The organism is Polaribacter sp. KT25b (assembly GCF_900105145.1).
Lineage (GTDB): Bacteria > Bacteroidota > Bacteroidia > Flavobacteriales > Flavobacteriaceae > Polaribacter.
Genome location: NZ_LT629752.1, coordinates 1,736,348 through 1,762,842 on the forward strand (window position 1 = coordinate 1,736,348; position 26,495 = coordinate 1,762,842).

The following is a 26,495-nucleotide window of genomic DNA, read 5'->3' on the forward strand; positions in this document are numbered from 1 at the left end:
TAAAAGTACTCATTTTGAGTCTAAAAATGAGTGTTAAAAGTTAAAAAAAACACAAAATGTTATTAGAAAATTAACATTCAATTCGTTATAAATACAAGTAGTATTTTTTTTAAAAGAAATACAGCTATTTTAAGAACGCAGAAAGTATTAGTTAGTTGTTTAGTACTTAGTACCTAAAGTGTTTTTAGATGCTTTACAGCTTTATTTATTTGGTTATCTGGTGTGTTTTTACATCTGCTATTTCTAGCAGAATAATATTGTAAAATATAATCTAGTTGCTGGTGTTTTTAAAAGGTAACAAATATCATTTTTATTCTTTAAAAAATTTTGTAGAAATACGAGTGCCATCTATAAATTGTACACTTAAAACATACATACCTTTTTTAAGTGCTGGTATTTGTATTTCTGTAGATTGTAAATTGACTTTAATGGTTTTAATTTGTTGTCCAAGAACATTAAAAATTGCTATTTTTTCAATTGTTTGTGACGCGTTAATTGTTAATTTCTCATTTGCAGGATTTGGGTATACTGTAAAAATATCCGTAGGTAAATTAAAAGTAGTATTCAATACATCTTCTGTATTAGCTTTCCAGTTACTTGCTAAACTATTATCTGATAAGGGATTTATCAATTCTAAGTAAAAACCGTTTCCATCTGCCGTTTCTGGCCAAGGAGCTTTATCTGTATACTGTACTTGATCAATTACATTTCCAAAAGCATCTGCTAACACTAAATTATGACTGCTATTAGGTAAGTTTCTAGTAAAAGTATCAAACGGAGCAAAGCCATATTTAGCTTCAAAAGTGGCCGCATTGCTTGCTAAATAAATCGATTTACCCGCTAAAAGTGTACTAAACTTACGAAACTGATACGAAACACCAAGTTTTAAAAGATAAATTCCCGTAAGTACTACATTTGTGTTTCCTGTATTTTGTATTTCTATAAACTCTAAATCATCACTCTCTGGAAATGTAGTGGTTTCCTGCGGGTGATAATTAATTTTAGAAATTACTAAAGACGGAGTGGTAATATTACTACAATTAGAAAATTGACCAAGGTTTGATTTCATCCACGATATACGTTGTTGCAACCAGCTTTTTAAATTTTGTACTTCGCTAGGAAAATTATTAATCGTGTTCCATTTTTCATTCTCTCGAACTAAAGCTTCAGAAATTAAATTGGCAGTTGTATCAATTAAATTAGCTATATAATTATAATCTAAAGATGCGCCAGTACTTGTAACTTCGTTAAAACGTTTTGCTAAATAGCATTTAAAAGTAGTATTATAAAAAAGACTTCGCCAAATATAAGATCCCGTATTGCTATATTGAAATTGCCATACATTAGTTAAACTTCTATCATAATAAACATCGAATGTGTTAAATAAGTCATTTCCGTAGGTTAAATTATAATCCCAAACAGGACCTGCTCTTAATTTTCCGCTTCTATCTTTATGGTAAAAAGTACTTAAAGCATAGGCATCCGCATTCGATGAAACTTCTGCCATAATCATATAATCTACAAACGAAGGCACATCAATAATAGATGGATATCCATCTGTAATACTTGAATTACTTGCATTTTGATCGAAACTTCTAAAAACATTTTCTATATACGAAGCTTGTTGTGTAGTAACGTCTTCTGAGTTTGGTTTTTCTATAATATAACCCGCTCCGTTATTATACCAAGCCTGCGGATCTTCGACAGTTGGTCTATCAGTTTGTAACAAATATCCACCAGATAATTTAGGAAGTGTATTATCATCTATATCTAACTTTGCAATGTCAACTCTATCGCCGTCAATCTTTATTTTTTCAGAAAGTGCATATAAACCCATATACTCTCCGTTTACAATAACTTCACAATATTTTAAATTTACAGCATATTGCCCCATTCTTCTAGCCATTTCGTAACTAATATAATCGCGCATCATAGAATCATCAAAAGCAAATGAATTTAAAATCCAATCATTCTCTTTTGGCATTCCTAGTAATTTTACGTTATCATTTTCAAAACGATCTGCTGTTAACGTAGAAAATCCGTAAGGTTTTTTTGGTAAATATTGAGATGAAGAACCTCTAATTTCTATATTAATAGTTCCTGAATAATCTATAAAATCTTCGTTATTAGCATCACTTACATAATTTCTAGCTCCGTTTGGTCGTTGAATAATTTTCATCGTTCCGAATACTCTAGAGGCGTCTTGTATTGCTACATTATCTTCTGTAGCAATAATAACAATTGGTAAATTACTGTCTGTAAATGTAGAACTACTTGCATTCATTACAAATGTTTTTGTAGCTACATCAGAAGGGATATAGTTTTCTAAAAATAGGCGAGCTCTTACTGTAGTATTTGTACTAATTTGAATAGGATCTGTATATAAAAGTGAGTTTTCTGTTGGTGAAGAGCCATCTATAGTGTAGAGTATAAGTTCGTTATCGAAATTGCCAGATAGCACTAAACTGATAGCACTTTCCAATAATCCTTCTTGATGAGAAAAAAGAACTTCATTTTGAACACTGCCTACATATTCTTGTCTAGAGTTTTCATATCCTGGTGTTGTGTCTATATAACTTACAATTTCTCCAGAAATTATAGAAGTACCAATTGATGTATTTTTTGCAAGATTTTCTGCAGTTAGTTGATGTACAATAGTGCCAGAATCATTGGATAACGTTAATGTTTCTGAAGTTGATGAAATTTTAAAGTTTGTATGCAATTTATTGTTTTCTGATAAGTTTAAAATTGCTGGTGGTGTTATTCCTAAATTGCTTTGTGTGGAAAAGACTGCTGATAAAAAAGGTATAATTGTAAAATCTGACGAACTAGAACTGATATTATGTGCTTGTATTGTTAAAATATTTTCTCCTTCTACTAAAATTGTAGCAAAATCTGCCACTGTAAATCTTTCTGGTTTTCCACCGCTGTATATTTCTGCTTCACGATCTGTAATTGTACCAGAATTATAAGCTGGTGGTGTACCTACAATATTAGCTCTAGCTATTTCTGTTCCGTTGATATAAGCAACAAAAGCGTCGTCATAATCGATATCTAATAATATGGATGAAATTTTCGTAAGGTTATCAATCGTAAATGCTTTTCTAAGATAGATAGACTGTGTACCAACAGGAATAATTGTTGTATCATCGCCATCATTATATCCAAAACCAGAAACACCCGTTGCCCAACTAGAATCATTAAAATCTAGATTTTTCCAATTAGAACTTGGTTCTGAACTAGGAATTAAATATTTAAATTGATCACCTTTATTGATTAAAGTTCTAGGAACACTAACTGTAGTTCTATTTTTTGATGAAGCCCATAAAAGCATGTATTCATTAGGAGCTATAGTAATATCAGGAAAAATCCATTTTGTAAGATCATTTACATCATCAGATAAATACCAATCCTTCAAAGAAATTTGTTGTGTACCAAAATTATGAAGTTCTAACCAATCAGAAGTATCTCCGTCTTCATCTAAATATGCATCATTAGAAGAAACGACTTCATTAATTCGTACAGATTGTGCCGAAAAATTATAGATGCAGAAAATAAAGAATAAAAATACATACTTTTTTGTAATAGTTATAATTTTATAGTTTTGATACATGTATTGTTAGTTATAGTTGTTGATTTTTTATGCTTCTAAGCTACCACTTTATTGTAATGAATAATTACCTTAGAAATAAAAAACACAGGATTCAGGTATTACAAATTTACTTTTTAAAAACTTAAAAAAGTCAAAAGAGAACCATACATAAACCATACAGTATTTTTTTTACTTGATTTAAAATCAAATGAGACAAAAATTTATAAAATTGGAGACTATTAAATTGATTTATTTTTTTAGTAATTTTTATTTAAGAGATTAATTAAAGTTTAGTTTTGACTTTCATTTTTTTATATGACCAGCAATTTTTGTATTTTATATTTTATTTATAAACTATAAATCAGTGTTATAAAATTAATTAAAAATAAAGGGTAAACTGTAGGTTTTAGTAAATTAATACGACTATAGTTACCTATTTAATTATTATAAAAAACTTTAGTAATTTTACAATATATATACTGTTTTTATGAAAGCGAAACCTACATTATATTCCGTTTTAGACCTAGCTTTAGTGTCTAAAAATAATTCCCTGCAACAAACTTATATAAACGTATTAGAGTTGGCGCAAAATGCAGAAGCTTTTGGATACACACGCTATTGGTTAGCAGAACACCACAATTCTCCAAATATTGGTAGTAGTGCTACTTCTATATTAGTGGGGTATGTAGCAGCAGGAACACAAACGATTCGTATTGGTTCTGGTGGAATTATGTTGCCAAATCACTCGCCTTTAATTATTGCCGAACAATTTGGTACATTGGCTACTTTATACCCAAACAGAATCGATTTGGGGTTAGGTAGAGCGCCAGGAACTGATAGAGAAACAGCACAAGCTATAAGATCTGACTTTATGCAAGCCGCACAATCTTTTCCTAAAGAAGTTGATAAAATTCAACGTTATTTTTCTGCGGATAATTCAAGCTCAAAAGTACGTGCAACTGTAGCTGAAGGAGTAGAAGTGCCTATTTATATTTTAGGATCAAGTACTGATAGTGCACATTTGGCTGCAAAAAAAGGATTGCCTTATGCGTTTGCAAGTCATTTTGCAACAACCTATTTAAAGGATGCACTTGCTATTTATCGCAAAGAATTTAAGTCTTCAAAAGAATTGCAAAAACCCTATGTAATGGCAGGTGTAAATATTATTGTTGCAGATACAGATGAAGAAGCTCAAAGTTTATCAACCTCTTTAATTAGAATGATTGTAGGTATATTTACAGGAAAACGAGACAAAGTTCAACCACCAATCCCTATGAATGACGAGTTAAGAGAGGTTATGCAAAATCCGCAAGTTCATCAAATGCTGAAATATTCTTTTATTGGTAGTAAAGCTACTGTGAAAGCTAAAGTAAAAGAATTTATAGCAGAAACTGATGTGGATGAATTAATTGCTGTTACTAATATTTATGATGGAAAAGCTAGAGTACATTCGTATAAATTGTTTGCAGAAATTATGAAGGAGTTGAATTTGTAGATAGGTCTTTTATGTTGTATTAGCTTGTTTATGTGATTCCACAATACTTCGGAAATATAGGTTGATTTGTTGTTTTGTATATATAATTATTTTGTTCCTAATTTATATAAAAGAACGTATTTTTTTGTCATTCCTAATTAAACTATGTAGACTTTTATATGTAGGCCTGAGAGAAGTAAAATTCGTTATAATCATTTTTTTCTAACAGAGCAGAGAAGAAGAGAACCATCTTTCTCAAATTTGTTTGTTATTATAACAGAAGAAATTCTTTTAAACAATAGGAACACAACTTTTAGAATTGATTCTTCTTAAGTTGATTCTTGCCAAAAAATTAATTTGGTATAATATTGTAATTAATTGTTTTATTAAATATTAATTTTCAATTAGTTGAAACTTTTTTTTTACTGTATTTTTTAATAATAGAAAATTTATCTTTTTAGTTACAATTTAAGACTTTTGTATATTTACCATATCCGTCATAAATCATAACTTTTTTAAAATCATAATGTTTACCTCTAAAGAATTTTTTAAAAATTCCTTTCCATTTGTCTTTACCATCAATAGATAAAGCATATAAATAATAAACACTGTTTTTTGTTTTTCCAAGTGTAAATTCTTCTTTAGGATTTAAAGTATAAAAACCATAAGTTTTCCAATTACCATCTAGATTTACATACCTTACAGCAACTTGAATTTTTTTATTACAGTTATTTTTAAATCCTAATTCATATAATTCATTATCTTCTATAGGATCAAACTGAGAGTTTACATATTTAAAGTTTATCGGCTCACCCTTTTTATAAATTATTTTATACTTTCCTTCCACTGGATGTAAACGTTTTAAAAGATGATTTCTTTCGAAATCTATATTAAAATACCACTCACCATCTTTTTTATTATTAACAAACTTTCCTTTTTCTTGAAGTTCACCATTTTCATAATAGCATTCATATTTTCCTATATCAAAACCAGTATCTTCATCTATAATTTTTTTATAATATAATTTTCCATTAGAATGATATTCCCAATAATACCATATTCCACTTGGCTTAGATGTGTAATAACTTCCAAAAGCACCAACTTCTTTTACTTTTTTGTAATTACCTTTTCGGGTTGGAGATCCATTTTGTAAATATGCTTCATAACTTCCAATTTTATCTCCATTTACATAGGTGGTTTTACTTTCTAATTGTCCGTTTTGGTAATAATACTTCCAAACACCTTCTTGTTCTCCTTTCTTATACTTTCCAATTTCTTTTAATTTTCCATTGTCAAAATATTCTTTATGAACTTGACTATTTGCCAAGTTGAAGATAAATAAAGTTATCAAAACTAATGCTTTTTTCATGTTTTTTTGTTTTATTGAGTGTATTATTTATGGAAGTTAAAAAAAATATGAATATTTTTTTATTGAGTAAAATATAACAATAGAGTTTATACGTCATTAAGAATGATATCTAATGTTTCAGGAGCATTACATATTATTTTTTCAATTTGTACTTTGGGTTTTTTCAGTAATATTAGAATCGTCATTGGTATCACCAATTAATAAAATTATCTTTTAATTGTTTATATTTAATTTGTAAATTTAATTAAAGTTTGTTTTAAAGTCAATCCCTAATAATAGGTATTTTTAAAGCTATGTTTGTTAACTAATTATATCTCATTTTTGGTTGGTGTTATCATGTTCATTAAAGTTATTTAAAATAAAAAATTGACTATCAGTTTACTTAAAACTTGTCAATGACAATTTTTGTTAAAAAACATCAATTATTCTTTAAAAAAAACTAGAAAGAGTAATTAAAATTGCAATAGCTAATAAATTGATAAAACAAATTTTTATATTACGACTAACAAAAAGTTTACAATGAAAATCATCAAAACTTGTATTTTGTAAAATAAAAGAAATTTAAACAAAAAATAATAGTTTTTTAATACAGATCATTCTAAAGTAACGAGGAATCATATAATTTTAGTTATGCTTTTTTAGCTTTATTTTGTTAACTTGATCATGTAGTACATCAATGTTTCGGAATGACAAAAGCTCATATTACTAAGCCCTATATAAAAAGATAACTTTACGAATGCTTACAAAGCATAGAAGCAATCTTTTTAAATAGGAAGATTGCTTCTGGTAATCATTAAAATTAACTATTGTTAAAGAATAAAACTGATTTATATTTCTAGATTAAAACACTTCAATAGCACATTTACCATTACTATCATTAAAATTAAACTCTAAACCATAAAGATATCCAGAGTATTGCACGCTAGTGTAAGAACCAATTACTTTTAAACCTTCTGACGTTAATAACGGAAAAAGTGGGTATAACTTTGTTTCAATGGTGTCAATTAACTCGTAATCAGCATTGAAAACATGAATCATTTTTTTTCCTTGAACTGTTGCATATATTTTGCCTTCATTATCAAAAACAGCTTGAAAATAATTTTCACCAGTAATTTCTTTTAAACTAGCTTCTTTTGTTAAATTGCTAAGGTTTACAACATCACCAAAATAAGAAGTTATAAACTTGGTTTTATCTTTGTTAAATGAGAAAATATACGGATCGTGATGTAATTCTTCACCTGCAACAGCATCATAACTATATAAGATATTTGGATTGCAATTGGTGTTATCTGGGCAATTTGTTGATGAAATTTCTGCAACCTTAGTACTTTCAAATAGAATTTGATTACCAGTTATTGTTTCCATAAATTTACTTGGTAAGTATGCTAAATTTAAATTTAAAGATACTTCTGTACTTAAATTATATAGCTTTAAAACATCATTATCATGATAATAAATTCGATCTCCATCTACAGCAAAAGATTTTAATTTACCATCTATAGCTACCATAAATTCCTTTTCAATTTCATAAGTACTTTTATTAATCAATCTAAATTTACCAGTATCATCTCCAATATAAATTAGATTATCAATTACTTTAAAAACAACATTATGTGTGTAGTTTTCACTAAGATCGGCATTTTTTATAACTGTATTATCATTGAAATCATATTTTTTTAATGCTGCAATATCTAATCGATCTATAAGATGAAAAATATGATCGTCTAAAGGGTCTTTTTTTACTTGAAAAGGAACTTCATTAAAAAACACAATATTTCTGTCATAAGTTTTAATTTCACTATCTAAAGAAATATAATCATAAAATTCACTTTCAATAAAAGCATCCGTTACTACATATAGTGGTGTAACTTTATAACTAATTTCGGCAAAATAAGGAATATCAGTGTCAATATAAGAAAATTGAGTAGCTGGTAAAGTAGCAATAATTTTAGTATCTACAAACCCGTTTTGATCTGTAGTTGTTCTTATCACATATATTTTTTGAATATGTACATCATCACCTTTTTCAAAAGACCAATCTATTTGTACTTTATCATAAGAAGCTTCAAAGTTTGTTATTTCTATAGTAAATTCTGAATCTTGTATTGGTTCGTCTTCAGAGTTACAACTAACAAATAAAAATAATGCTAACATTGATGCTAGTAAGGTTGCCTTTTTATAAAGTTTCATAAAATATTGGTTTTTTAAATTTATATATTTTTCCTCAACTGTTTTCAAAAGCTGTGCCACAATTATGTAAATAGTAAGTTGAAAATAAATAACCTTTGATTTTAAAAGTTTAGACAAACTTAGATATATTAATAACAAGTGAATGTTAAATTTACTGCTATTTATTGTTTTTTATGTTTTAAATATTTAATCATTTGCATGTTAATGAATTGTATAGTTATCTGTCTTAATCATTAGAAATAATAATATTTAAAATTAATGGTTTAGTAAGTTTATTTGATTTTAATGTTTGATAAATTAAATTTTATGTGCCTGTAGAAAATTAAAACGAATGTAAGTATTTAAACATACGAAAGAAATAACAATTACTTTGGTAATATAGAAGTATTTCAGTTTCTTGCATGATTAAAAAATTCAAATTAATGGATAACTTAATAACATTCTCAATCACTGTATTTACAGGCTTTTTTGCTATAACGAACCCGATCTCTAACATGACGGTTTTTATCTCTTTGACGCAAGGTATAGGCAAAAAAACAAAAAGAGAAATTAATAAAAAGTCTAATTTAATAGCTTTTGTAATTGTTACCGTATTTATTCTTTTAGGTAAATATATTTTTGAATTGTTTAATATAAGTATTCCTGCGTTTAAAATTACTGGTGGAATCTTAATCTTTTTTATTGGTTTTGAAATGTTGCAGTCAAAACAATCTAACATGAAAAACATTAAAAATGTAAATATAGATGAAGATATTGCAGTGTCTCCACTTGCAATTCCTATTTTAGCAGGGCCAGGAACTATTGTAACGGCTATGAATTTTGTGTCTAATGCAGCACCTTTACAAATTTTCTTAGTTATTCTTATATTTGGTTCTATGAGTTTATTAACTTATTTTACATTTAGGTTAAGTGATCTTATAGTTAAAACTGTAGGTAATAATGTTATTTCTGTAATTGGTAAAATTATGGGTTTAATTATTGCAATAATAGGTACAGGAATGATTATACAAGGAATTAAAATTACTTTTGATTTATTGTCTTAAAATTAGTTTTATTCTTTGAAGTTATTTTTTTATCAGAAATCCCAATAAATTACCAAATACAGAACAAATTATATTTACAACTGCTTCTATAAGTGATTTCTCTTTGCTTAAAGAAGCTTGGTATGAAAAAGGAAATCGAACATTTTTTGATCATAAAATATATAAAGGATGTGGTTTTTTTTTGAGATAAGCAAATAACTTTATTTCAGAAATATTAACTACTAAAAAGACTCTTAAAACAATGCCGACGATGTTAATTTAGATGGTTTATAGGTGTTAAATAAATTGAAAACACCTGTTTTGACAGGTAATTTTATCTAGTTAAAATAGCGCGTAAATTCATTTTAAATAATTACTTTTTTATCAAAATATTAAATTCTTCTAGGTGTACAAGACCCTCTTTTTAACAACATATATTCGCCATTATTTTTAAACTCTCGTATAGAGGTTCCTGTGTAGCGTTTAAAAGTTTTAGATAAATGGCTAACATCTGTAAAACCTAATTCGTCTGCAATTTGTGTTAGTGTAAAATCAGAATTTAACAAGCGTATTTCTACCAACTTCAGCTTCGCTTTAATAATATATTCTCGTAGAGACATTTTGACTTGCTTCTTAAAAAACTCACTTACATAAGTAGAAGACATCATAAAAACATCGGCTAAATTTTCAACTTTAAGTAATTCGGTTTTATCAATGTTTTCATTAATGTAAGTTAGCATTTTTGTAATTCTGTCATCCGAATTGTTTTTTGGAATCTCAAAATAACTACTCTTTTTTATATTTCGTATTAAAATCTCTAAAATACTGGTCATTAAACTAGTTACAAGATTTACAGATTCTTCGCCATAATTTCTAGATTCTTGTAAAATCATGGTTACTAAGCTATTTAAATGATTTCTGTCGATTTCATTTTTAATGATATCACCAGGTAATTGGTTGTAATTAGAGAGTATGTAAGCAGCTTCTTTAAACCATTCGTTTCTATCAATAGTAATTCTATTTACATTCTTAAAAAATGAATCTGTAAATTTTAAAAACACAAAACGCGTAGGTTTTTCAATAGTAAAAGAGTGGCATTTTAATGGAGGTAACAAAAACATACTATTTTTAGTATAACTATAATCGTTATAATTAATACATTGTGAACCTTCTCCTTCTTTTATTAAAACGAGTTCAAAAAAGTTATTTTTAACAGGACGTTGTTTCCATTCTGTTAATTCAATTTCTTGTATTTCAAAAGGTTTATATGCTTCTAATACTTGCATTATGTAGTGTTTTGTTGATTTTTTTGAGCAAATTTAGAAAAAAATCTATTTTAAAACTATTATTTCATTATTGAAACCCTTATAATTACAAAATTACCCTTTTTTTATACCTTAAAATTATATATACTCTTAATTATTATTTCTAATATCTATCTTTTACAAAAATTTATATCTTTTGATTTTAAATATATCCAACAATATTTAATTTTATCTATTTCTGAAGGTGTTGTTTTTATTTGCATTTTAATTGTCTTTTTTATTACTAAAACAAGTTCAATGTTATTTGGTCTGTTTTCATTTTATTAGCAACCATTGCTTCTGTTACTTTTGGCGAAACGAGACCATTTCAGTTAAAACATTTTTCTAGAACAGATTTATCCAAGAATCAATTTAACCTTTAAAAGGATTGCATAAAAAGAAAATATTGTATTAATAATGGTTTAACGTTTAATTAATGCATGTTTGAGTGTGAAAAAAACATGTATTTGAGTTATTTTGTGATAATTTAGATAAAAAACCTTTCTAAAACCTCTTTTTTTACCAGTAATACCTTTTTTTATACATTAGAAATACAAGTTGATACTTTTAACTTTGCCGTGTAATAATTATAAATCAACTTAAAAAAAAACATACAAATGAATTTAAAAGAAATTTTAAACTGGAGATACACAACAAAAGAATACGACACAACCAAGAAAATATCTGAAGCAAATATGGCTGAAGTAAAAAACTTATTAAGAATGAGTCCTTCTAGTGTAAACTTACAACCTTGGCATTTTATTGTTGCAGAAACTGCTGAAGGTAAGGCACGTATTGCAAAAGGAACACAAGGCTTTTTTAGTTTTAATGAGCCAAAAGTAACCAATGCTTATGCTGTAGTTTTATTTTGTGTAAAAACAGATGCAGATGATGCATATTACCAACATATTGCAGACACAGAAGATAAAAACGGAAGATTCCCAAATGAAGATATTAAAAACGGGTTTTTAGGAGCTGTAAAAGCTTTTGCTGGTATTCATAAATACGATTTAAAAGACCAACAACATTGGATGGAGAAACAAGTATATTTAAATATAGGAAGCTTTTTATTAGGTGTTGCTGGTTTAGGAATAGATGCTACACCAATGGAAGGGATTGATGTAAAAGCTTTGGATGAAGAATTTGGATTAAGAGAAAAAGGATATACATCTTTGGTTGCTGTTTCTTTAGGTTATAGAGCTGAATCTGATTTTAATTCAACAGAAAAAACACCAAAATCTAGATTACCAGAAAGCGAAATTTTTACTGAAATATAATTAGTATTTCTCTTTAAATTTAAAGTGATGAAAAAAAATATAATTATTGCTTTAGCAATATTTGCAAGCATTTACATAAATGCACAGACACCATCAACAGATTCAGTAAAAACTGTAAATGAAGTGGTAACTGAAGACAATGTAGAATGGGGCTGGTTAAATCCGTTAAGAGGAGATAAAAGTCCCGCGGCAGGAAAACTTTGGGGTGACAGAACGAAAAATGAACCCGCAGGTTTTTTAGTAAAATTTAATAAAGGATTTTCTTCACCACCACATATTCATAACATTACCTATCGCGGTGTGGTAATAAAAGGATTATTACATAATGATGACGAACAGGCAGAAAAACAATGGCTGCCAGCAGGTTCCTATTGGCAACAACCAGCAGGAGAAGCACACATAACTGCTGCAGATAGTCAAGAAAATATGGCGTTTTTAGATATTCAAGAAGGTCCATATTTGGTACAACCAATTTCAGAAGCTTTTGATAATAGAGAGCGTCCAATTAATATAGATCAATCGAATATGGTTTGGTTAAATGCCAATGATATTAAATGGATTGCTGGAAAAAGTAATGTGGAAACTGCTTTTTTATGGGGTAGTCATGAAAAAAATCAATTACGTGCAACACTTTTAAAATTGCCTGCTGGTTTTAGCGGGAAAATAAAAAATTTGAGTCCTAGTTTTAGAGCTGTAGTTATTTCTGGAGGCATAACACACCAGTTTTCTAAAAAAGGAGTAGTTAACAGATTAAATGCGCCTTCTTATTTTGGTGCAGAAAAAAATGCAACTTCAATTATTTCAGCAAAAAAAGAAACCGTTCTCTATATTAGAAGTAACGGTGAATTTAAAGTAAAGTAAAAGTTTATTGGTTTCGTGTTTTCATACTTTTTCAATTAAATTCGCATTTCATTTAGAACATTTTTAAATTGAAAAAACTTTATAAATATATAAAACGAATGTTAGTATCGCTTGTAGTTCTTGTAGTTGTTCTAATAGTAATTTACTTTTTATTCGTTGGTTTTTATCCGTCTTTTGGAGGCGATATTTCTAAAGAAAAGCAAACAGAATTTATGAAATCCCCTCAATTTCATAATAGAAAATTTGAAAACACGCACCCAGTAAATATGGATATGAGTTTTTCTGAGACTTTAACTATGGCTAAAAAATTCTTTTTTACCAAAGTAGAAGACGGAAGACCTAAAAATGATATTGTAGTTCAAAAAATAGACGCTACAAACATTGCTAATTATGCAAGTTCAACTCGGTTTGTCTGGTTCGGTCATTCCTCTTTTTTACTTCAAATGAACCATAAAAATATTTTGATAGACCCAATGTTTAGCGATGTTCCTGCGCCACATAGTTTGTTAGGAGGGAAGCGATTTAGCGCAGAATTACCTATTGAGGTTCAGAAACTACCTAAAATTGATGCAGTAATCTTATCTCATGACCATTACGATCATTTAGATTACGAATCTATTTTAAAGCTAAAAGATAAAGTTGGTATATTTTACGCGCCTTTAGGAGTTGGCGTACATTTAGAGGCTTGGGGAGTTTCAACAGAAAACATCATTGAATTAGATTGGTGGCAAGAAACTACTTTAGCCGATTTAAAATTTGTGTGTACACCTGCCAAACACTTTTCTGGAAGGAAGTTTAGTAACAGACAAAGTACACTTTGGAGCTCTTGGGTGATACAATCCGCTACAGAAAATATCTTTTTTAGTGGTGATAGCGGTTATGATTCCCATTTTTCAGCAATTGGCAAAAAATATGGGCCTTTTGATTTTGCAATGATGGAATGCGGACAATACAATGAAATGTGGCCAGAAATTCATATGTTTCCAGAAGAAACTGCACAAGCCGCTGTAGATGTAAAAGCTAAAAAAATGATGCCTATTCATTGGGGTGCTTTTAAATTGGCAATGCATTCTTGGAAAGATCCTGCTGAGCGCGTAACTAAAAAAGCCAAAGAATTAAATTTGCCTTTAATCACTCCCAAAATAGGAGAAGCTTTTTTATTAAAAGCAGAAGTTGTCCATAATCAAGATTGGTGGAAATAAGATCCTACCAACAAAGCGAGTAGATGGATTGCTTATTCATTTTTCTAAAAATAAATTTGAATAAATCTGGGTTTTCATTCACCAATAAAAGTACTTTTCGATGATTTGCAATAAATTGCAGACTTACCTTTAGTGCAAACCAAAAGGTATATTTAGCGAATAAAACAGAAACTCACTTAATGAACTAAGATATGATAATGTTTTGTTATATGTTGTAAAATGGAATACTTGCTATTCTGCCTTGTCTACTTCCTGATTTCTAGTAAATTTTTATGATAAAAAACTTCGAAAATACTGTTGTTATACCATAATGCATGAAGATTCTATTTTGAAGTAAAAAACAAAAAATACAATTATAAAAAAAAATTAAGTTAAACATTTTTCACATTTTCCTTGTATTAATAATTGAGAAACCTCTATTTTTCTATTAGATATTTTAGGAAGTGTAACAGTAACGTCTAAACAATCAACTTTTCCACATTCTAAACATTGAAAGTGAGGGTGAAAATCATTATGATTATTTGTAGAGCAACCATTACATTTTGCATACCACTTAAGTCCTTCTTTACCTAAAAAAGAATGTAAAACTCCATCATCTTCTAGCTTATCTAATACACGATAAATAGTAGTTTTGTTAAATTTAGTATCTAATTGATCTATTAACATTTTAGCTGAAATAGCTACAGAGTTGTTTTTAAACTCGTTAAGCAAAGCTTCTACCGATTTTGTCTTTCTAATCACTCCCATAGAACAAATATAATGCAACTTAGTTGTATTAACAAATATATTATTTACATTTGCAACTCAGTTGTATTAATAGAATAAATAATGATAATTACTAAACAAAAATCCGACAGCATCGGAGCCATAGCAAGTACTCTTTGTCTTATACATTGTGCTGCTACACCCTTATTATTTATAGTGCAAGCAGGTGCTTCAGCATGTTGTAATACCACACCCGTGTGGTGGAAATCTATAGATTATTTCTTCTTAGTTATCTCGTTTTTTGCCATTTATAGATCTACAGAAACCACCACAAATAATTGGATGAAACCTTCTTTATGGTTTAGTTGGATACTCTTGTTTGTAGTTATTATCAATGAAAAAATAGCACTGCTTTCTATACCAGAAAGCGCAATTTATATACCGGCAATTGCTCTGATTATTTTACATACTTATAATAGAAAATATTGCCAGTGTAAAACCGATAAATGTTGTACACATGAATCATAAAAAACAAATAGAAATTGTAGGAGATAATCATTTCTCTTCAAGTATCAAAACACCTTTACGTGCAGATGCTTTTGATAAAACGGATGATGAAAAAATAGAAAATATTCAGCATCATTTTAAAAGGATTATGGAAGAAATGGGGTTAGATTTAACTGATGATAGTTTGTCTGGAACTCCGTATCGTGTTGCAAAAATGTATGTAAAAGAGTTGTTTTATGGGCTAAACCCAGTAAATAAACCCAAACTATCTACTTTTGAAAACAAATATGGATATAAAAAAATGTTGGTAGAACAAAATATTACCATTGATTCTGCCTGTGAACATCATTTTTTACCCATAACAGGTTATGCAAATGTTGCTTATGTTCCTAAAGACAAAGTAATCGGTTTGTCTAAAATTAATCGGTTAGTAGATTATTATGCGCGTCGTCCGCAAGTACAAGAAAGGCTAGTGCTTCAAATTTTAAACGACTTACAAAGCATATTAGAAACTAAAGATGTTATTGTTTCCGTTACCACAAAACATCTTTGTGTTTCTTCTAGAGGCATAAAAGATCAAAGCAGTTTTACAACCACCTTAGAGTATGGTGGCTGTTTTGAAGACAATGAAAATCGTAACGATTTTTTAAAGATTATTGGGCAAGAAAAAATATAAATTTGTTTTTTTATTAATTTAAATTGAGTTCTACTCAAAATATAGCATTAAATGTATTTAATTAAAACATAACGCAACTCTGTTGCGATAATGTAAAAAAGACATTATATTTGCAAAATAAACAGTACCTAAATATTTTTAACACTGTTTTTTAATTTATTTCAAAAAGTTTTATTTTAGTGAAATTAAGTCACAAAAAAAATATCACATACCTATTTCTTGTTCTTTTTCTATCAATGAAAATAACAGGTCTTCATGCTTTAACTCATTCAGATGATAAAGAGCATGTAATATATTGTGCTATTTGTGACACTGCTATTACACATAATTTAACACCAACTATTACTCCTGATTTTAGTTATTTTGAAATTAAGAGCATCAATTTTTATGTTCAAAAAGAAGTTGCTATTAATAACTGTGATATTGTTTATAATAACACAATTCTAAGAGAACTCTTTTCTCGACCACCTCCCTTTTTAGTGTAATTTTTTATACATCTTATTATTTATAAATATAGCTAAAAACAAAGAGTGCAATTGTGTATTTGCCTTTTTATGTAGCTTTTAAATCTATATAATAGATTTAAAACAGATTTCTATAAGACATTTATATGTCAATTAATTAGCTTTAAATCAATAGATGTATACCTTTTAATATGGTTCTTTTTTAAGAACAATACTTTAAATCTTATCGTATAAATTATGTTTAAAAATTTACTGAGTATATGGCTATACTTTAGCTTGTGCGCTATTGCGTTTGGGCAAGATTCATATCAAATAAAAGGATCTGTAATAAATGCCAGCACTTTACATCCTATAGAAGGTGTCAATATTATTGGCAAAAATCTGTATGCAATTTCATCTAATACAGGCAATTTTGTGATAGATAATGTAATAAAAGGCTCGTCTTATACTTTTACAATTTCTCATTTAGGTTTCGATTCTCAAACGGTTACTATTAAAGTAAAATCGCCTATAGAATTCATGCCAATTTATTTAATAGAAACTGCTACAGTATTAGAAGAAATTAAAGTGATAGGCAAATCAAAAAGAAGAAAAATTAAAGAATTACCCATAGTTGCCCAAAGCGTTTCTAAAGAATTCTTAAATAATAATAGAGAAAATAGTTTAATGCAAACTTTGAGTAAAATACCAGGAGTTAGCACCATAAATATAGGTTCTGGTCAATCTAAACCTGTAATTAGAGGTTTAGGGTTTAACAGGGTTGCGGTTGTACAAAACGGTATAAAACACGAGGCGCAACAATGGGGTAATGATCATGGTTTAGAAATAGATCAGCAAGGAATAGAACAGATACAAATTATAAAAGGACCTGCTTCGTTATTATATGGTTCAGATGCTATTGCTGGTGTTGTAGATATTCAACCAAATAAAATACCTTCTCCAAATTCTTTTTCTGGAGAGGTAAATATACTTGGTGAAAGCAATAATGATTTGTTAGGTATTTCTACAGGTATAGTTTCTAGAAAAGCAAAATGGTTTTATCGAAGTCGCCTAACATATAGAGATTATGGAGATTATAAAGTACCAACCGATAAAATTAATTATGAAAATTATGTTTTTAGTTTACATAACAACAATTTAAGAAATACCGCAGGTAAAGAGGCTGATGCAAGTTTTAGTGTTGGTTTTATTTCTGATAAAATTACATCAGAAACTGTATTTAGCAATGTGAATGCTAAAAACGGATTTTTTGCAAATGCACATGGTTTAGAGGTAAGAACTTCTAGTATTGATTATGATACTTCTAATAGAGATATCGATTTGCCTTTTCATAAAGTAAATCATTTTAAAATTACCAACAATACTTCTATTAAAACAGAGAACCATAAGTTGTATTTCGATTTTGGCTATCAGAATAATCATAGAGAAGAACACTCAGAAGCGGTTCCTCATGGTTACATGCCAAAACCACCAAGTACAAAAGAACGTTTATTTAAAAAAAATACTTACTCTTTTAACATGAGAGATGCTTTTAAACCTAATAACCACAATAATATGGTTGTTGGTTTAAATATAGAATACCAAGATAATTCTATTGGTGGCTGGGGATTTTTAATTCCAGAATATAATCGTTTTACAGCTGGGGTTTTTGGTTATGATCAATATAAAATAAACCATAATTTACATCTTTTAGCAGGATTAAGATATGATTATGGTATGATAGATACCAAAGCTTATAAAGATTGGTTTCCGTCAACGATAAACAATAATGATAATTCTACATCTTATGTTTACTTGCAAAGATCTAAAGATAAAGTACTAAATTTTGGAAATTTAAGCGCTTCTTTAGGGCTTAGTTATATCTATAAAAACACAACATATAAGGTAAATGTAGGTAGAAGTTTTAGAATGCCTTTGGCTAATGAATTGGCTTCTGATGGTGTTAATTATCACATGTATCGTTATGAACGAGGAAATTTAGATTTAGATCCAGAAATATCATATCAATTAGATGTAGATATCGATCATTCTACAAAATCCTTTAGCATTGGGGTTAGTCCATTTATAAATATATTTCAGAATTATATTTATTTAAATCCTACTGCTAATTATTATGAAACCCTGCAAATTTACGAATACACACAAGCTAAAGTTTTTAGAATAGGAGGAGAGTTTAGAGCAAATACTAACATCTCAAAAAATTTACAATTAGATGCTTCTGTAGAATATGTGTATTCTAAACAAACTAGCGGCCCAAAAGAAGGTTTTACTTTACCATTTTCTCCGCCACTATCTGGGGTAATCTCTGCTAATTATAAATTAAAAAATATCTTATTCTTTAAAAAACCTAAGTTAGTAGCAGATTATAGAATAACTGCATCGCAAAATGAAATTGTTCCTCCAGAAGAAATAACCGATGGTTATCAGGTACTAAACATGTCTTATTTAGCACAAATGGATGTATTTAAAAAGCATTTACCTGTAGAAATGCGTTTAAAATTAAATAATGTCTTCGATACCAAATATTACAATCATACTAGTTTTTACAGATTAATAGATGTACCAGAAGCGGGTAGAAATTTATCCCTATCGCTAACAATACCTTTTTAAACTATTATCAATTAGAATAATTCAATAATCATAAATAAATAAGTAAAATTAACACAAATGAAAACCAAAATTATGAAAACAAATTTTAAATTTTTAGCAATTATAGCTTTTATAGCGCTGTCAATTCAATCTTGTACTAATGACGATGATCCATTAGAATTTGCAGCACCAGTAATCTCAGAGTTTGAGTATGGTAAAGGTAGTGAGCATACTACAGATCAAATTGCTTATAAAGGTTCTGATATTCATTTAGAAGCGGTAATAAATGCAGAGGCAATTGTAAGTAGTATAACTCTTGCTATTCATGCACACGATTTAGCTCTTGGTGATGATGAAGTAGAATGGGAGTTTGAACAAGTGTTTACTGATGCTAAATATTTAGCTATTAACCCTACTTTTCATGAGCACGTAGATGTACCTAGTAATATTCCCGCTGGTGAATATCATGTAGAATTAACCGTAACAGACGAACTAGGTAATAGTACAGAAGTAGAAGGACATATACAAATTTTAGATGTTATCACTTTAAGTGATATTTCTATTGACTCTGAAGTGGTAAGAGGAAAAGATTTTCATGCAGAATTTATGATTGATGCTGTAAATGGAATTCATAGTATTTCTGTAGATGCACATGCGCATGGTCTTACAGTTGCTGATGGAGAAGTAGAATGGGATTATGAAGAAGAGTTTTTAGGAACTTACCATGAACAAACTTCAGTTGAATTTCATGAGCATATAGATGTTCCGGCAACTGCTCCTGCTGGAGAATACCATATAATTTTTACAGTAGAAGATGAAGATGGTAATACAAAAGAGTATGAAACTCATATTGATGTTACAGCTTAATTAATAAAAAAAATACCGCATGGTATTTAATTATACTGTGCGGTTTTAAATATTATAACATGAAAATTACACTAAAATTTTTATATTTTTTATCATTTATACTAATATTTACTGCTTGTTCTAGTGAGAGTAGTATTTATAAAGATCAAGAAAAACCAACGATAGATATCAATTATGCAGAAGGATTTCCACAGGGTTGTACGTCTTTAAAAAAAGGAGAAACCTATTATTTTAGAGCTATGGTTACAGATAATAAAGAATTGGCTGCATATAGTATTGATATTCATCATAATTTCGATCATCATACACACGATGACCAAGTAACAGAATGCGATTTGGGTGAAGTAAAAGATGCCGTAAACCCATTTATTTTTATAGAAAATTATACGATTGAAGATGGTTTAAATAACTATGAAATTAATGTAGCTATTACAATTCCAGATGATATAGATACAGGAGATTATCATTGTGCGTATTCTGTAACAGATGCAACAGGTTGGCAAGCTAGAACATCTGTAGATATAAAAATTATAGAATAACAATTTAAAATAAATAGTGTTTAACATCATATCTAAATTCATGGGTTAGTTTGTTGATGTTGTTAATGGTGTCAATTATTATAAACTGACACCATTTTTTAAAACAGACGATATTATTGCAGTAACAGGTGTTTTAAAACTGAATCAAAATGATGTAGAACATTACAATTATATTTTAAGAGATTGTAAAGCAATTTTAGTAGAATAAAATAAGTCTATTATTTTTAAAATTATTAGCTTTCGCACAAATATAAATTTCATGAAATTATCACATTTTATTTGTTGTTTAATTTTACTAATTTCTTGTAAAGAAGCAAATAATCATTTAACTAAAATATCAGCAAAAAATATTGGTATTGATAGTATGCTTGTGTCATCAAAATCAATAGAGAATATGATTGCGCCTTACAAAGAAGAACTTACTGCAGATATGCAAGAGGTTTTATCATATTCTACCGTTAGTTTCACCCTAAATGCAACTAATAGACAAAGTAATCTAGGAAATTTATTGGCAGATTTATGTATGGAAGTTGCTACTCCTATTTTTAAGAAAAAAACGAATACAAATATTGATTTTTCGATGTTTAATAGTGGCGGAATTCGTTCTACAATTCCAATAGGAAACATTACCAAACAGCACGCTTTTAAATTAATGCCTTTTGATAATGAATTGGTAGTTGTTACCCTAACAGGTGATAAAATAAATGAATTAGTTGCTTATTTTATCAAAAATAAAGAAGCACATCCTTTATCAAAAAATATAAACTTAACCATTTCTGATGAAGAGTATTCATTAAAAATTAATGGAGAAACTTTTGATAAAAATAAAACATATTCAGTTTTAACTACAGATTATTTACAAGGAGGTGGTGATAAAATGAACTTCTTTAAAAATCCTGTAAAACTTACTTTTTTAGATTATAAAATGAGAGATGCAATTATAGATTATTTTCAAAAAGTAGATACTTTACAATCTGCAATAGATAACCGTGTTAAGCTAAACTAATGAAAAGAAGAGATTTTATAAAACGCACTGGAGCCGTTTCTGCATTGGCCTTAGTTGGTGGTTTTACCTTACCATCATTTATGGCTAAAAAACAAAAACACATTACTATTTTACACACTAATGACACGCATAGTCAAATAGAGCCTTTTAAGGCTAATGATACTCAATTTCCAAATAAAGGTGGAGTTGCAAGACGCGCCACATTAATTCATCAGATAAGAAAAGAAAATGAAAATACGCTGCTTTTAGATGCTGGTGATATTTTTCAGGGAACACCTTATTTTAATTATTTTGGAGGTGAATTAGAGTTTAAATTGATGAGTACTTTAAAGTATGATGTTGCAACAATTGGTAATCATGATTTTGACAATTCTATTGAGGGTTTGTACAAACAATTACCAAACGCAAAGTTCGATTTTGTGTCTGCTAATTACGATTTTAAAAATACGGTATTAGATACCCACGTAAAACCTTATAAAATTCTAAATAAAGACGGAATTAAAATTGGCATCTTTGGTTTAGGAATTGAATTAGAAGGTTTGGTTGGTAAAAAAATGTACAAAGAAACAGGATATTTAAATCCTATAGAAATTACACAAGACATTACGCATCAATTAAAAAACATTGAAAAGTGTAATTTGATTATCTGTCTATCTCATTTAGGTTATTACTATAAAAACAATCCAACTAAAGTTTCTGATTTAACCCTTGCGAAAGCTACAAAAGATATCGACTTAATTATTGGCGGGCATACACATACTTTTTTACCAAAACCAACCATTGTAAAGAATGCAGAAGGAAAAAACATGTTGGTAAATCAAGTAGGTGCTTATGGCGTAAATTTAGGTAGAATCGATTTTTACTTTGATGAAGACAATGAAAAATCATCAAAAGGAACCACAATTCTTGTGTAAATTACATTCAGTTTTATAGTTCTAGCAACCAGCAAAGTAAAAAAGAAAAGAATAAAGAAAGAGATTATTTCATTCTTTACATCTTCATAATAACATAAATATAAAAAAACTAAGCCTCTCGATTTCGAAATTGCGTAGCAGTAAGCCCTAAATTACGTTTAAAAAACTGATTAAAATTAGCAACTTCATTAAAACCTAACCCATAAGCAACATCCGCTATAGATTTATCCATTTGGTGCAACAATGTTTTTGCATACAATATTTTATAATCAATTATTATTTTTTGCGCACTTTTACCCGTTGCTTTTTTAACACATTCCGTTAAGTATATAGGGCTAATGTGCATTTTTGAAGCATACTCTTTTACCGATAAAAATTGATTATTACTAGAAAGAATTTCTTGTTCAAATTTATACATAATTGCATCAAAACGATTCATGGCAACAATACCTTTATTATCTTGGGTAGATCGTTTTACCTTATATAGTAAAACAAGAAGTAATGATTTTACTATTTCAAAATGATGTAACTTACTACTTCTAGATTCAGTATATAGTTCTTCTGATAAGCTAAGAATAGCGTTAAAATCAGAATCTGATAATTGATAAATAGGCATGGTATGAATCTTAAAAAAAGGAAATTCATTTTGTAATCCATAAGACTGATTTAACTTGGTAAAAATAGATGCATTAAAATAAAGAATATAACCTTTATCATCATTAGGTGGAAAATCACTATAATTAATCACTTGAAAAGGAGATACAATAGCTAAACTATTATTCATATCCGGTAGAGTTTGGTTACCTATTTGAATCTTTTTGGTATTTCGTTCTAAAACTGCTATTTCAAAAAAATCTCGTTTATGTGGACTAGAAAACTTTTTATCAAGCACTATATGATTTTTAGACGCATCCATTCTTCGAATGTAGAAGCTGTTGAAATAATCATTAGCAGGATCTAAACTGTTTAAAAAATAGTTGTTGATGTCACTAAATAAATTCATTTCTTATACTTTTAATTATTACGTTAAAAATACAAAAAACCTAAATAATAATCTTTTATACGTAAATTATAATGTATAATACAGTTTTTTATCCCTATACCTTTGTCCTTTTAAAACGAGACAAAGTATCATGAGCAATCAAAACAATATATTTAATAAGCTATTTCTTTTCTTAAAAGAAAAGAAAGAATCGATTGTATCTAAAACTCGTAACGACAATAAAAAATACTCTCTTAAACACGATTCTATATTAAAGTTGCTCATTGTTTTTGTGGGGCCTGCAGTTTTAGGAATGTTAATAAATGCACTTTATAATTTTGTAGATCGCATATTTGTTGGGCAATTTGTAGGTGTAGATGGCTTATCGGCAGTAACTATGGTTTTTCCTGTAACCCTTTTTCAATTCGGTTTTGTATTACTTTTTGGTAGTGGATCTGGTGTTTTAATTGCAAAATATTTAGGAGAATCTAAACCAGAAAAAGCCGAAAATATACTAGGCAATGCCATTGCGGGTCTTATGGTAATTATGCTGGTTTTTACAAGTACTGGTTTATTGTTTTACAAGCCTATGCTAGAGTTGTTTGGTGCATCAGGCGTATTATTAAATTTATCTGCAGAATATTTATTGGTCATCATTTTAGGTTTTCCTCTTAGTTTTTTTCTTGCTTTAGAGTTTACTTGTAGAGCAGAGGGCAACCCTAAATTTCCAGCTAAACTAGTTGTACTTTCTTGCATTATTAATGTTTGTTTAGATTATGTTTTTATGAAAATTTTTAAATTAGGTATTCGGGGGGCAGCATTAGCAACTGTAATAGCACAAGCTACAAATGTATTGTTATTAATGAGATACTATATGAGAGGAAATAGTGTTGTTAAACTAGTATGGAAGAAAATTAGAATTCAGAAACATTTTATTTTTCCTATTGTAATGGTGGGGTTTGCACCATTCTTAATGGATTTAGCTATAAGTTTTCAAAATATATTTGTTAATAATTTATTGATACAATCTAGCGGAGTAAATGGCGTGGCTGCTATGGGAATACTATTTGGAGTTAATGTGTTTTTTATGATGATTGCCTTAGGAACGGGAGATGCAATGCAGCCTATTGTAAGTTTTAATTTTGGTGCAAAACGTTATGATAGAGCTAGTAAAACATTAGAACTAGCTTTAAAAATAGTAGGTGTAGTAGCTATTGTTGGGGTAATAATAATAGAAGTATTTCCAACACAAATTACAAGTGTTTTTATTGATACAAATCAAAACCAAGAGGTTATTCATATCAGTAAAATTGCTTTGAGAATATTTGCAATATCCATTCCTTTTTATGCTATTCAAATAATTATTACACGATATTTTCAAGCACTTCAAAAAAATAAGAAGGCAACTTTTTTAGCCTTATTAAGACCTATATTACTTTTTATACCAATAACTTACCTTTTAAATAGCTATTTCGGTTTATTAGGTATCTGGGCTTCTTTTCCGGTAAGTGATGGCGCTTCAGCTATTATTTCCTTATTTTTAGTAAAAAAAGATGAAATGAAGAAGGTTTCATTACTAAATAGTAATGATAGTGTTCTAGAAAATATGAGTAATTTATAACACTTAATACTATTAAAATTCTAGTGTTCATATTTTTATGAATATAAAACAGGTTAATAACATATATCAAATTATAAAAGAAGTACTAACAGTTAAATAATAATATTATGAAAACACAATATTTAAAAGTCGCTAGTTTTTGCGCTGCTTTGTCTTTAATAGGATGTAATACCTCAAAGCATAAAAAAGCAAACACTAATTTAAATAAAGTTCATTTTGTTCTAACTGATACGGGGCAGGATAAATTTTATGATAACGAAGGTAATCAAATTGATGAACCTAGTAAAGAAGATGCATTTTACGGTCAAGATGCACAATTTAAAGGAATAGAATCTTCATATCAAGATAATGGAGATGGCACCGTAACAGATTTAAATACTGGTTTAATGTGGCAGAAAACACCAGATTTTAAACGTCATAATTTTTATGATGCTTTTAATTATGTAGAAAATCTAGAAATTGGAGGTTATACAGATTGGAGAATGCCAACCATCAAAGAGTTGTATTCACTTCTTAATTCTAATGGCGAATTATATCCGCAAGATTTAGAAAAATCACAACCGTATTTAAACACAGATTATTTTGATTTTGAATACGATAAGAGAATGCCTTTTGCAGGGCAATATTGGTCTAGTACTAAATATGTAAAAGGCCCTTTACAGAATATAAAAATGGAAGGTGCTTTCGGGTTCAATTTTGCCGACGGACATATAAAAGCCTATGAAACAGGTTTGTATTTTGATGGCAGCAAAGGTGTTCATGATCCAGGAAACAACGTAAGAGCAGTTAGAGGAAAAGAAAATGTGTACGGAGTTAATAATTTTGTTGATAATAAAAATGGAACAATTACCGATAAAGCAACGGGATTAATGTGGCAAAAAGCAGACAATGGTAAAACTTACAATTGGGCTGAGGCTTTACAAGTTGCAAAAAATCGCAAAATAGCAGGTTATGAAGATTGGAGAGTACCTAATACCAAAGAGCTACAGAGTATTGTAGATTATGATAAAAAAACATTTCCTGCAATTGACGAAAACTTTTTTGAATGTACAGAAGATAGTTGGTTTTGGTCTAGTACAACACAAGGCGATTTTAAATACACCGCTTGTTATGTGGCTTTCGGAAAAGCATATAGTAAAGATAATAGTAGCGCAACAGAATATTATGATTGGCATGGTGCAGGTGCGCAACGTTCTGATCCTAAATCTGGAAAAATTGAAGATTATCTTTTAGAATCTGTAAATGCTGCAGATTCCTTAAGAATAAAGAATTATGTAAGGTTGGTTAGAGATTTTAATTAAATATTTTTTGCTGAATTTGTTTTATAAGGTTGT

The 26,495-nt window shown here is 28.7% G+C and carries 21 protein-coding genes; 15 read left to right on the plus strand and 6 right to left on the minus strand.

What is annotated here, in order from left to right:
• Positions 1–310 precede the first annotated feature (310 nt).
• Positions 311–3,613 (minus strand): CotH kinase family protein, encoded by a 3,303-nt coding sequence (locus BLT70_RS07445; protein ID WP_091893127.1) that lies wholly within the window; start codon positions 3,611–3,613, stop codon positions 311–313.
• 466 nt (positions 3,614–4,079) lie between these two features.
• Here BLT70_RS07445 and BLT70_RS07450 point away from each other — a divergent pair, with 466 nt between their 5' ends.
• Positions 4,080–5,087: an LLM class flavin-dependent oxidoreductase gene (locus BLT70_RS07450; RefSeq protein WP_091893129.1), complete on the plus strand. Its 1,008-nt coding sequence runs from the start codon at positions 4,080–4,082 to the stop codon at positions 5,085–5,087.
• A gap of 436 nt (positions 5,088–5,523) precedes the next feature.
• Here the strand turns inward: BLT70_RS07450 and BLT70_RS07455 are convergent, their stop codons facing one another.
• A complete protein-coding gene (locus BLT70_RS07455; RefSeq protein ID WP_091893131.1) occupies positions 5,524–6,435 on the minus strand; it encodes a DUF1036 domain-containing protein in 912 nt (303 codons plus the stop codon).
• 840 nt (positions 6,436–7,275) lie between these two features.
• Positions 7,276–8,625 (minus strand): hypothetical protein, encoded by a 1,350-nt coding sequence (locus BLT70_RS07460; protein WP_157691858.1) that lies wholly within the window; start codon positions 8,623–8,625, stop codon positions 7,276–7,278.
• Between the two features lie 422 nt (positions 8,626–9,047).
• On the opposite strand from BLT70_RS07460, the gene BLT70_RS07465 reads away from it, so the two are divergent.
• Entirely contained in the window at positions 9,048–9,668 is a 621-nt protein-coding gene (locus BLT70_RS07465) for a MarC family protein (protein WP_091897517.1), read from the plus strand.
• A 371-nt stretch (positions 9,669–10,039) separates the two neighbouring features.
• Here BLT70_RS07465 and BLT70_RS07470 read toward each other — a convergent pair whose 3' ends face one another.
• Positions 10,040–10,933 carry an AraC family transcriptional regulator gene (locus BLT70_RS07470; RefSeq protein ID WP_091893135.1) on the minus strand — a complete coding sequence of 298 codons (894 nt, stop codon included), beginning with the start codon at positions 10,931–10,933 and terminating at the stop codon, positions 10,040–10,042.
• Between the two features lie 635 nt (positions 10,934–11,568).
• On the opposite strand from BLT70_RS07470, the gene nfsB reads away from it, so the two are divergent.
• The 3 genes from nfsB to BLT70_RS07485 all read left to right on the plus strand — a co-directional run bounded on the left by nfsB (position 11,569) and on the right by BLT70_RS07485 (position 14,291).
• Positions 11,569–12,228: an oxygen-insensitive NAD(P)H nitroreductase gene (nfsB, locus tag BLT70_RS07475; protein ID WP_091893137.1), complete on the plus strand. Its 660-nt coding sequence runs from the start codon at positions 11,569–11,571 to the stop codon at positions 12,226–12,228.
• 27 nt (positions 12,229–12,255) lie between these two features.
• The gene (locus BLT70_RS07480) at positions 12,256–13,089 is read left to right on the plus strand and encodes a DUF4437 domain-containing protein (RefSeq protein WP_091893139.1); all 834 of its coding nucleotides are present in this window, start codon (positions 12,256–12,258) and stop codon (positions 13,087–13,089) included.
• 98 nt (positions 13,090–13,187) lie between these two features.
• A complete protein-coding gene (locus tag BLT70_RS07485) occupies positions 13,188–14,291 on the plus strand; it encodes an MBL fold metallo-hydrolase (protein WP_091893141.1) in 1,104 nt (367 codons plus the stop codon).
• 366 nt (positions 14,292–14,657) lie between these two features.
• Here BLT70_RS07485 and BLT70_RS07490 read toward each other — a convergent pair whose 3' ends face one another.
• Positions 14,658–15,038 carry a Fur family transcriptional regulator gene (locus tag BLT70_RS07490; RefSeq protein WP_091893143.1) on the minus strand — a complete coding sequence of 127 codons (381 nt, stop codon included), beginning with the start codon at positions 15,036–15,038 and terminating at the stop codon, positions 14,658–14,660.
• Positions 15,039–15,119: 81 nt separating this feature from the next.
• Between BLT70_RS07490 and BLT70_RS07495 the strand changes: the two genes are divergently transcribed.
• The 8 genes from BLT70_RS07495 (at position 15,120) to BLT70_RS07530 (ending at position 22,558) form a co-directional block, all read left to right on the plus strand.
• Positions 15,120–15,524 carry a MerC domain-containing protein gene (locus tag BLT70_RS07495; protein ID WP_091893145.1) on the plus strand — a complete coding sequence of 135 codons (405 nt, stop codon included), beginning with the start codon at positions 15,120–15,122 and terminating at the stop codon, positions 15,522–15,524.
• Positions 15,514–16,179: a GTP cyclohydrolase I FolE gene (gene folE / locus BLT70_RS07500; protein ID WP_091893146.1), complete on the plus strand. Its 666-nt coding sequence runs from the start codon at positions 15,514–15,516 to the stop codon at positions 16,177–16,179. Before BLT70_RS07495 ends, folE begins: the two co-directional genes overlap by 11 nt.
• Positions 16,180–16,415: 236 nt before the next feature.
• Positions 16,416–16,664: a hypothetical protein gene (locus BLT70_RS07505; RefSeq protein WP_091893148.1), complete on the plus strand. Its 249-nt coding sequence runs from the start codon at positions 16,416–16,418 to the stop codon at positions 16,662–16,664.
• Between the two features lie 216 nt (positions 16,665–16,880).
• The gene (locus BLT70_RS07510; protein ID WP_091893150.1) at positions 16,881–19,253 is read left to right on the plus strand and encodes a TonB-dependent receptor; all 2,373 of its coding nucleotides are present in this window, start codon (positions 16,881–16,883) and stop codon (positions 19,251–19,253) included.
• Positions 19,254–19,325: 72 nt separating this feature from the next.
• Entirely contained in the window at positions 19,326–20,099 is a 774-nt protein-coding gene (locus BLT70_RS07515; RefSeq protein ID WP_172824400.1) for a DUF4625 domain-containing protein, read from the plus strand.
• A 59-nt stretch (positions 20,100–20,158) separates the two neighbouring features.
• The gene (locus tag BLT70_RS07520) at positions 20,159–20,638 is read left to right on the plus strand and encodes a DUF4625 domain-containing protein (RefSeq protein WP_091893153.1); all 480 of its coding nucleotides are present in this window, start codon (positions 20,159–20,161) and stop codon (positions 20,636–20,638) included.
• 259 nt (positions 20,639–20,897) lie between these two features.
• On the plus strand, positions 20,898–21,644 hold the full coding sequence (locus BLT70_RS07525) for a 5'-nucleotidase C-terminal domain-containing protein (RefSeq protein WP_091893155.1): 747 nt from the start codon (positions 20,898–20,900) through the stop codon (positions 21,642–21,644).
• Entirely contained in the window at positions 21,644–22,558 is a 915-nt protein-coding gene (locus BLT70_RS07530; RefSeq protein WP_091893157.1) for a metallophosphoesterase, read from the plus strand. The genes BLT70_RS07525 and BLT70_RS07530 overlap by 1 nt, the downstream gene beginning before the upstream one ends.
• A gap of 109 nt (positions 22,559–22,667) precedes the next feature.
• On the opposite strand, the gene BLT70_RS07535 is transcribed toward BLT70_RS07530, so the two are convergent.
• The gene (locus BLT70_RS07535; protein WP_091893159.1) at positions 22,668–23,561 is read right to left on the minus strand and encodes an AraC family transcriptional regulator; all 894 of its coding nucleotides are present in this window, start codon (positions 23,559–23,561) and stop codon (positions 22,668–22,670) included.
• 130 nt (positions 23,562–23,691) lie between these two features.
• On the opposite strand from BLT70_RS07535, the gene BLT70_RS07540 reads away from it, so the two are divergent.
• On the plus strand, positions 23,692–25,161 hold the full coding sequence (locus tag BLT70_RS07540; protein WP_091893161.1) for an MATE family efflux transporter: 1,470 nt from the start codon (positions 23,692–23,694) through the stop codon (positions 25,159–25,161).
• Positions 25,162–25,268: 107 nt separating this feature from the next.
• Positions 25,269–26,462: a DUF1566 domain-containing protein gene (locus BLT70_RS07545; RefSeq protein ID WP_091893163.1), complete on the plus strand. Its 1,194-nt coding sequence runs from the start codon at positions 25,269–25,271 to the stop codon at positions 26,460–26,462.
• Positions 26,463–26,495: the final 33 nt, after the last annotated feature.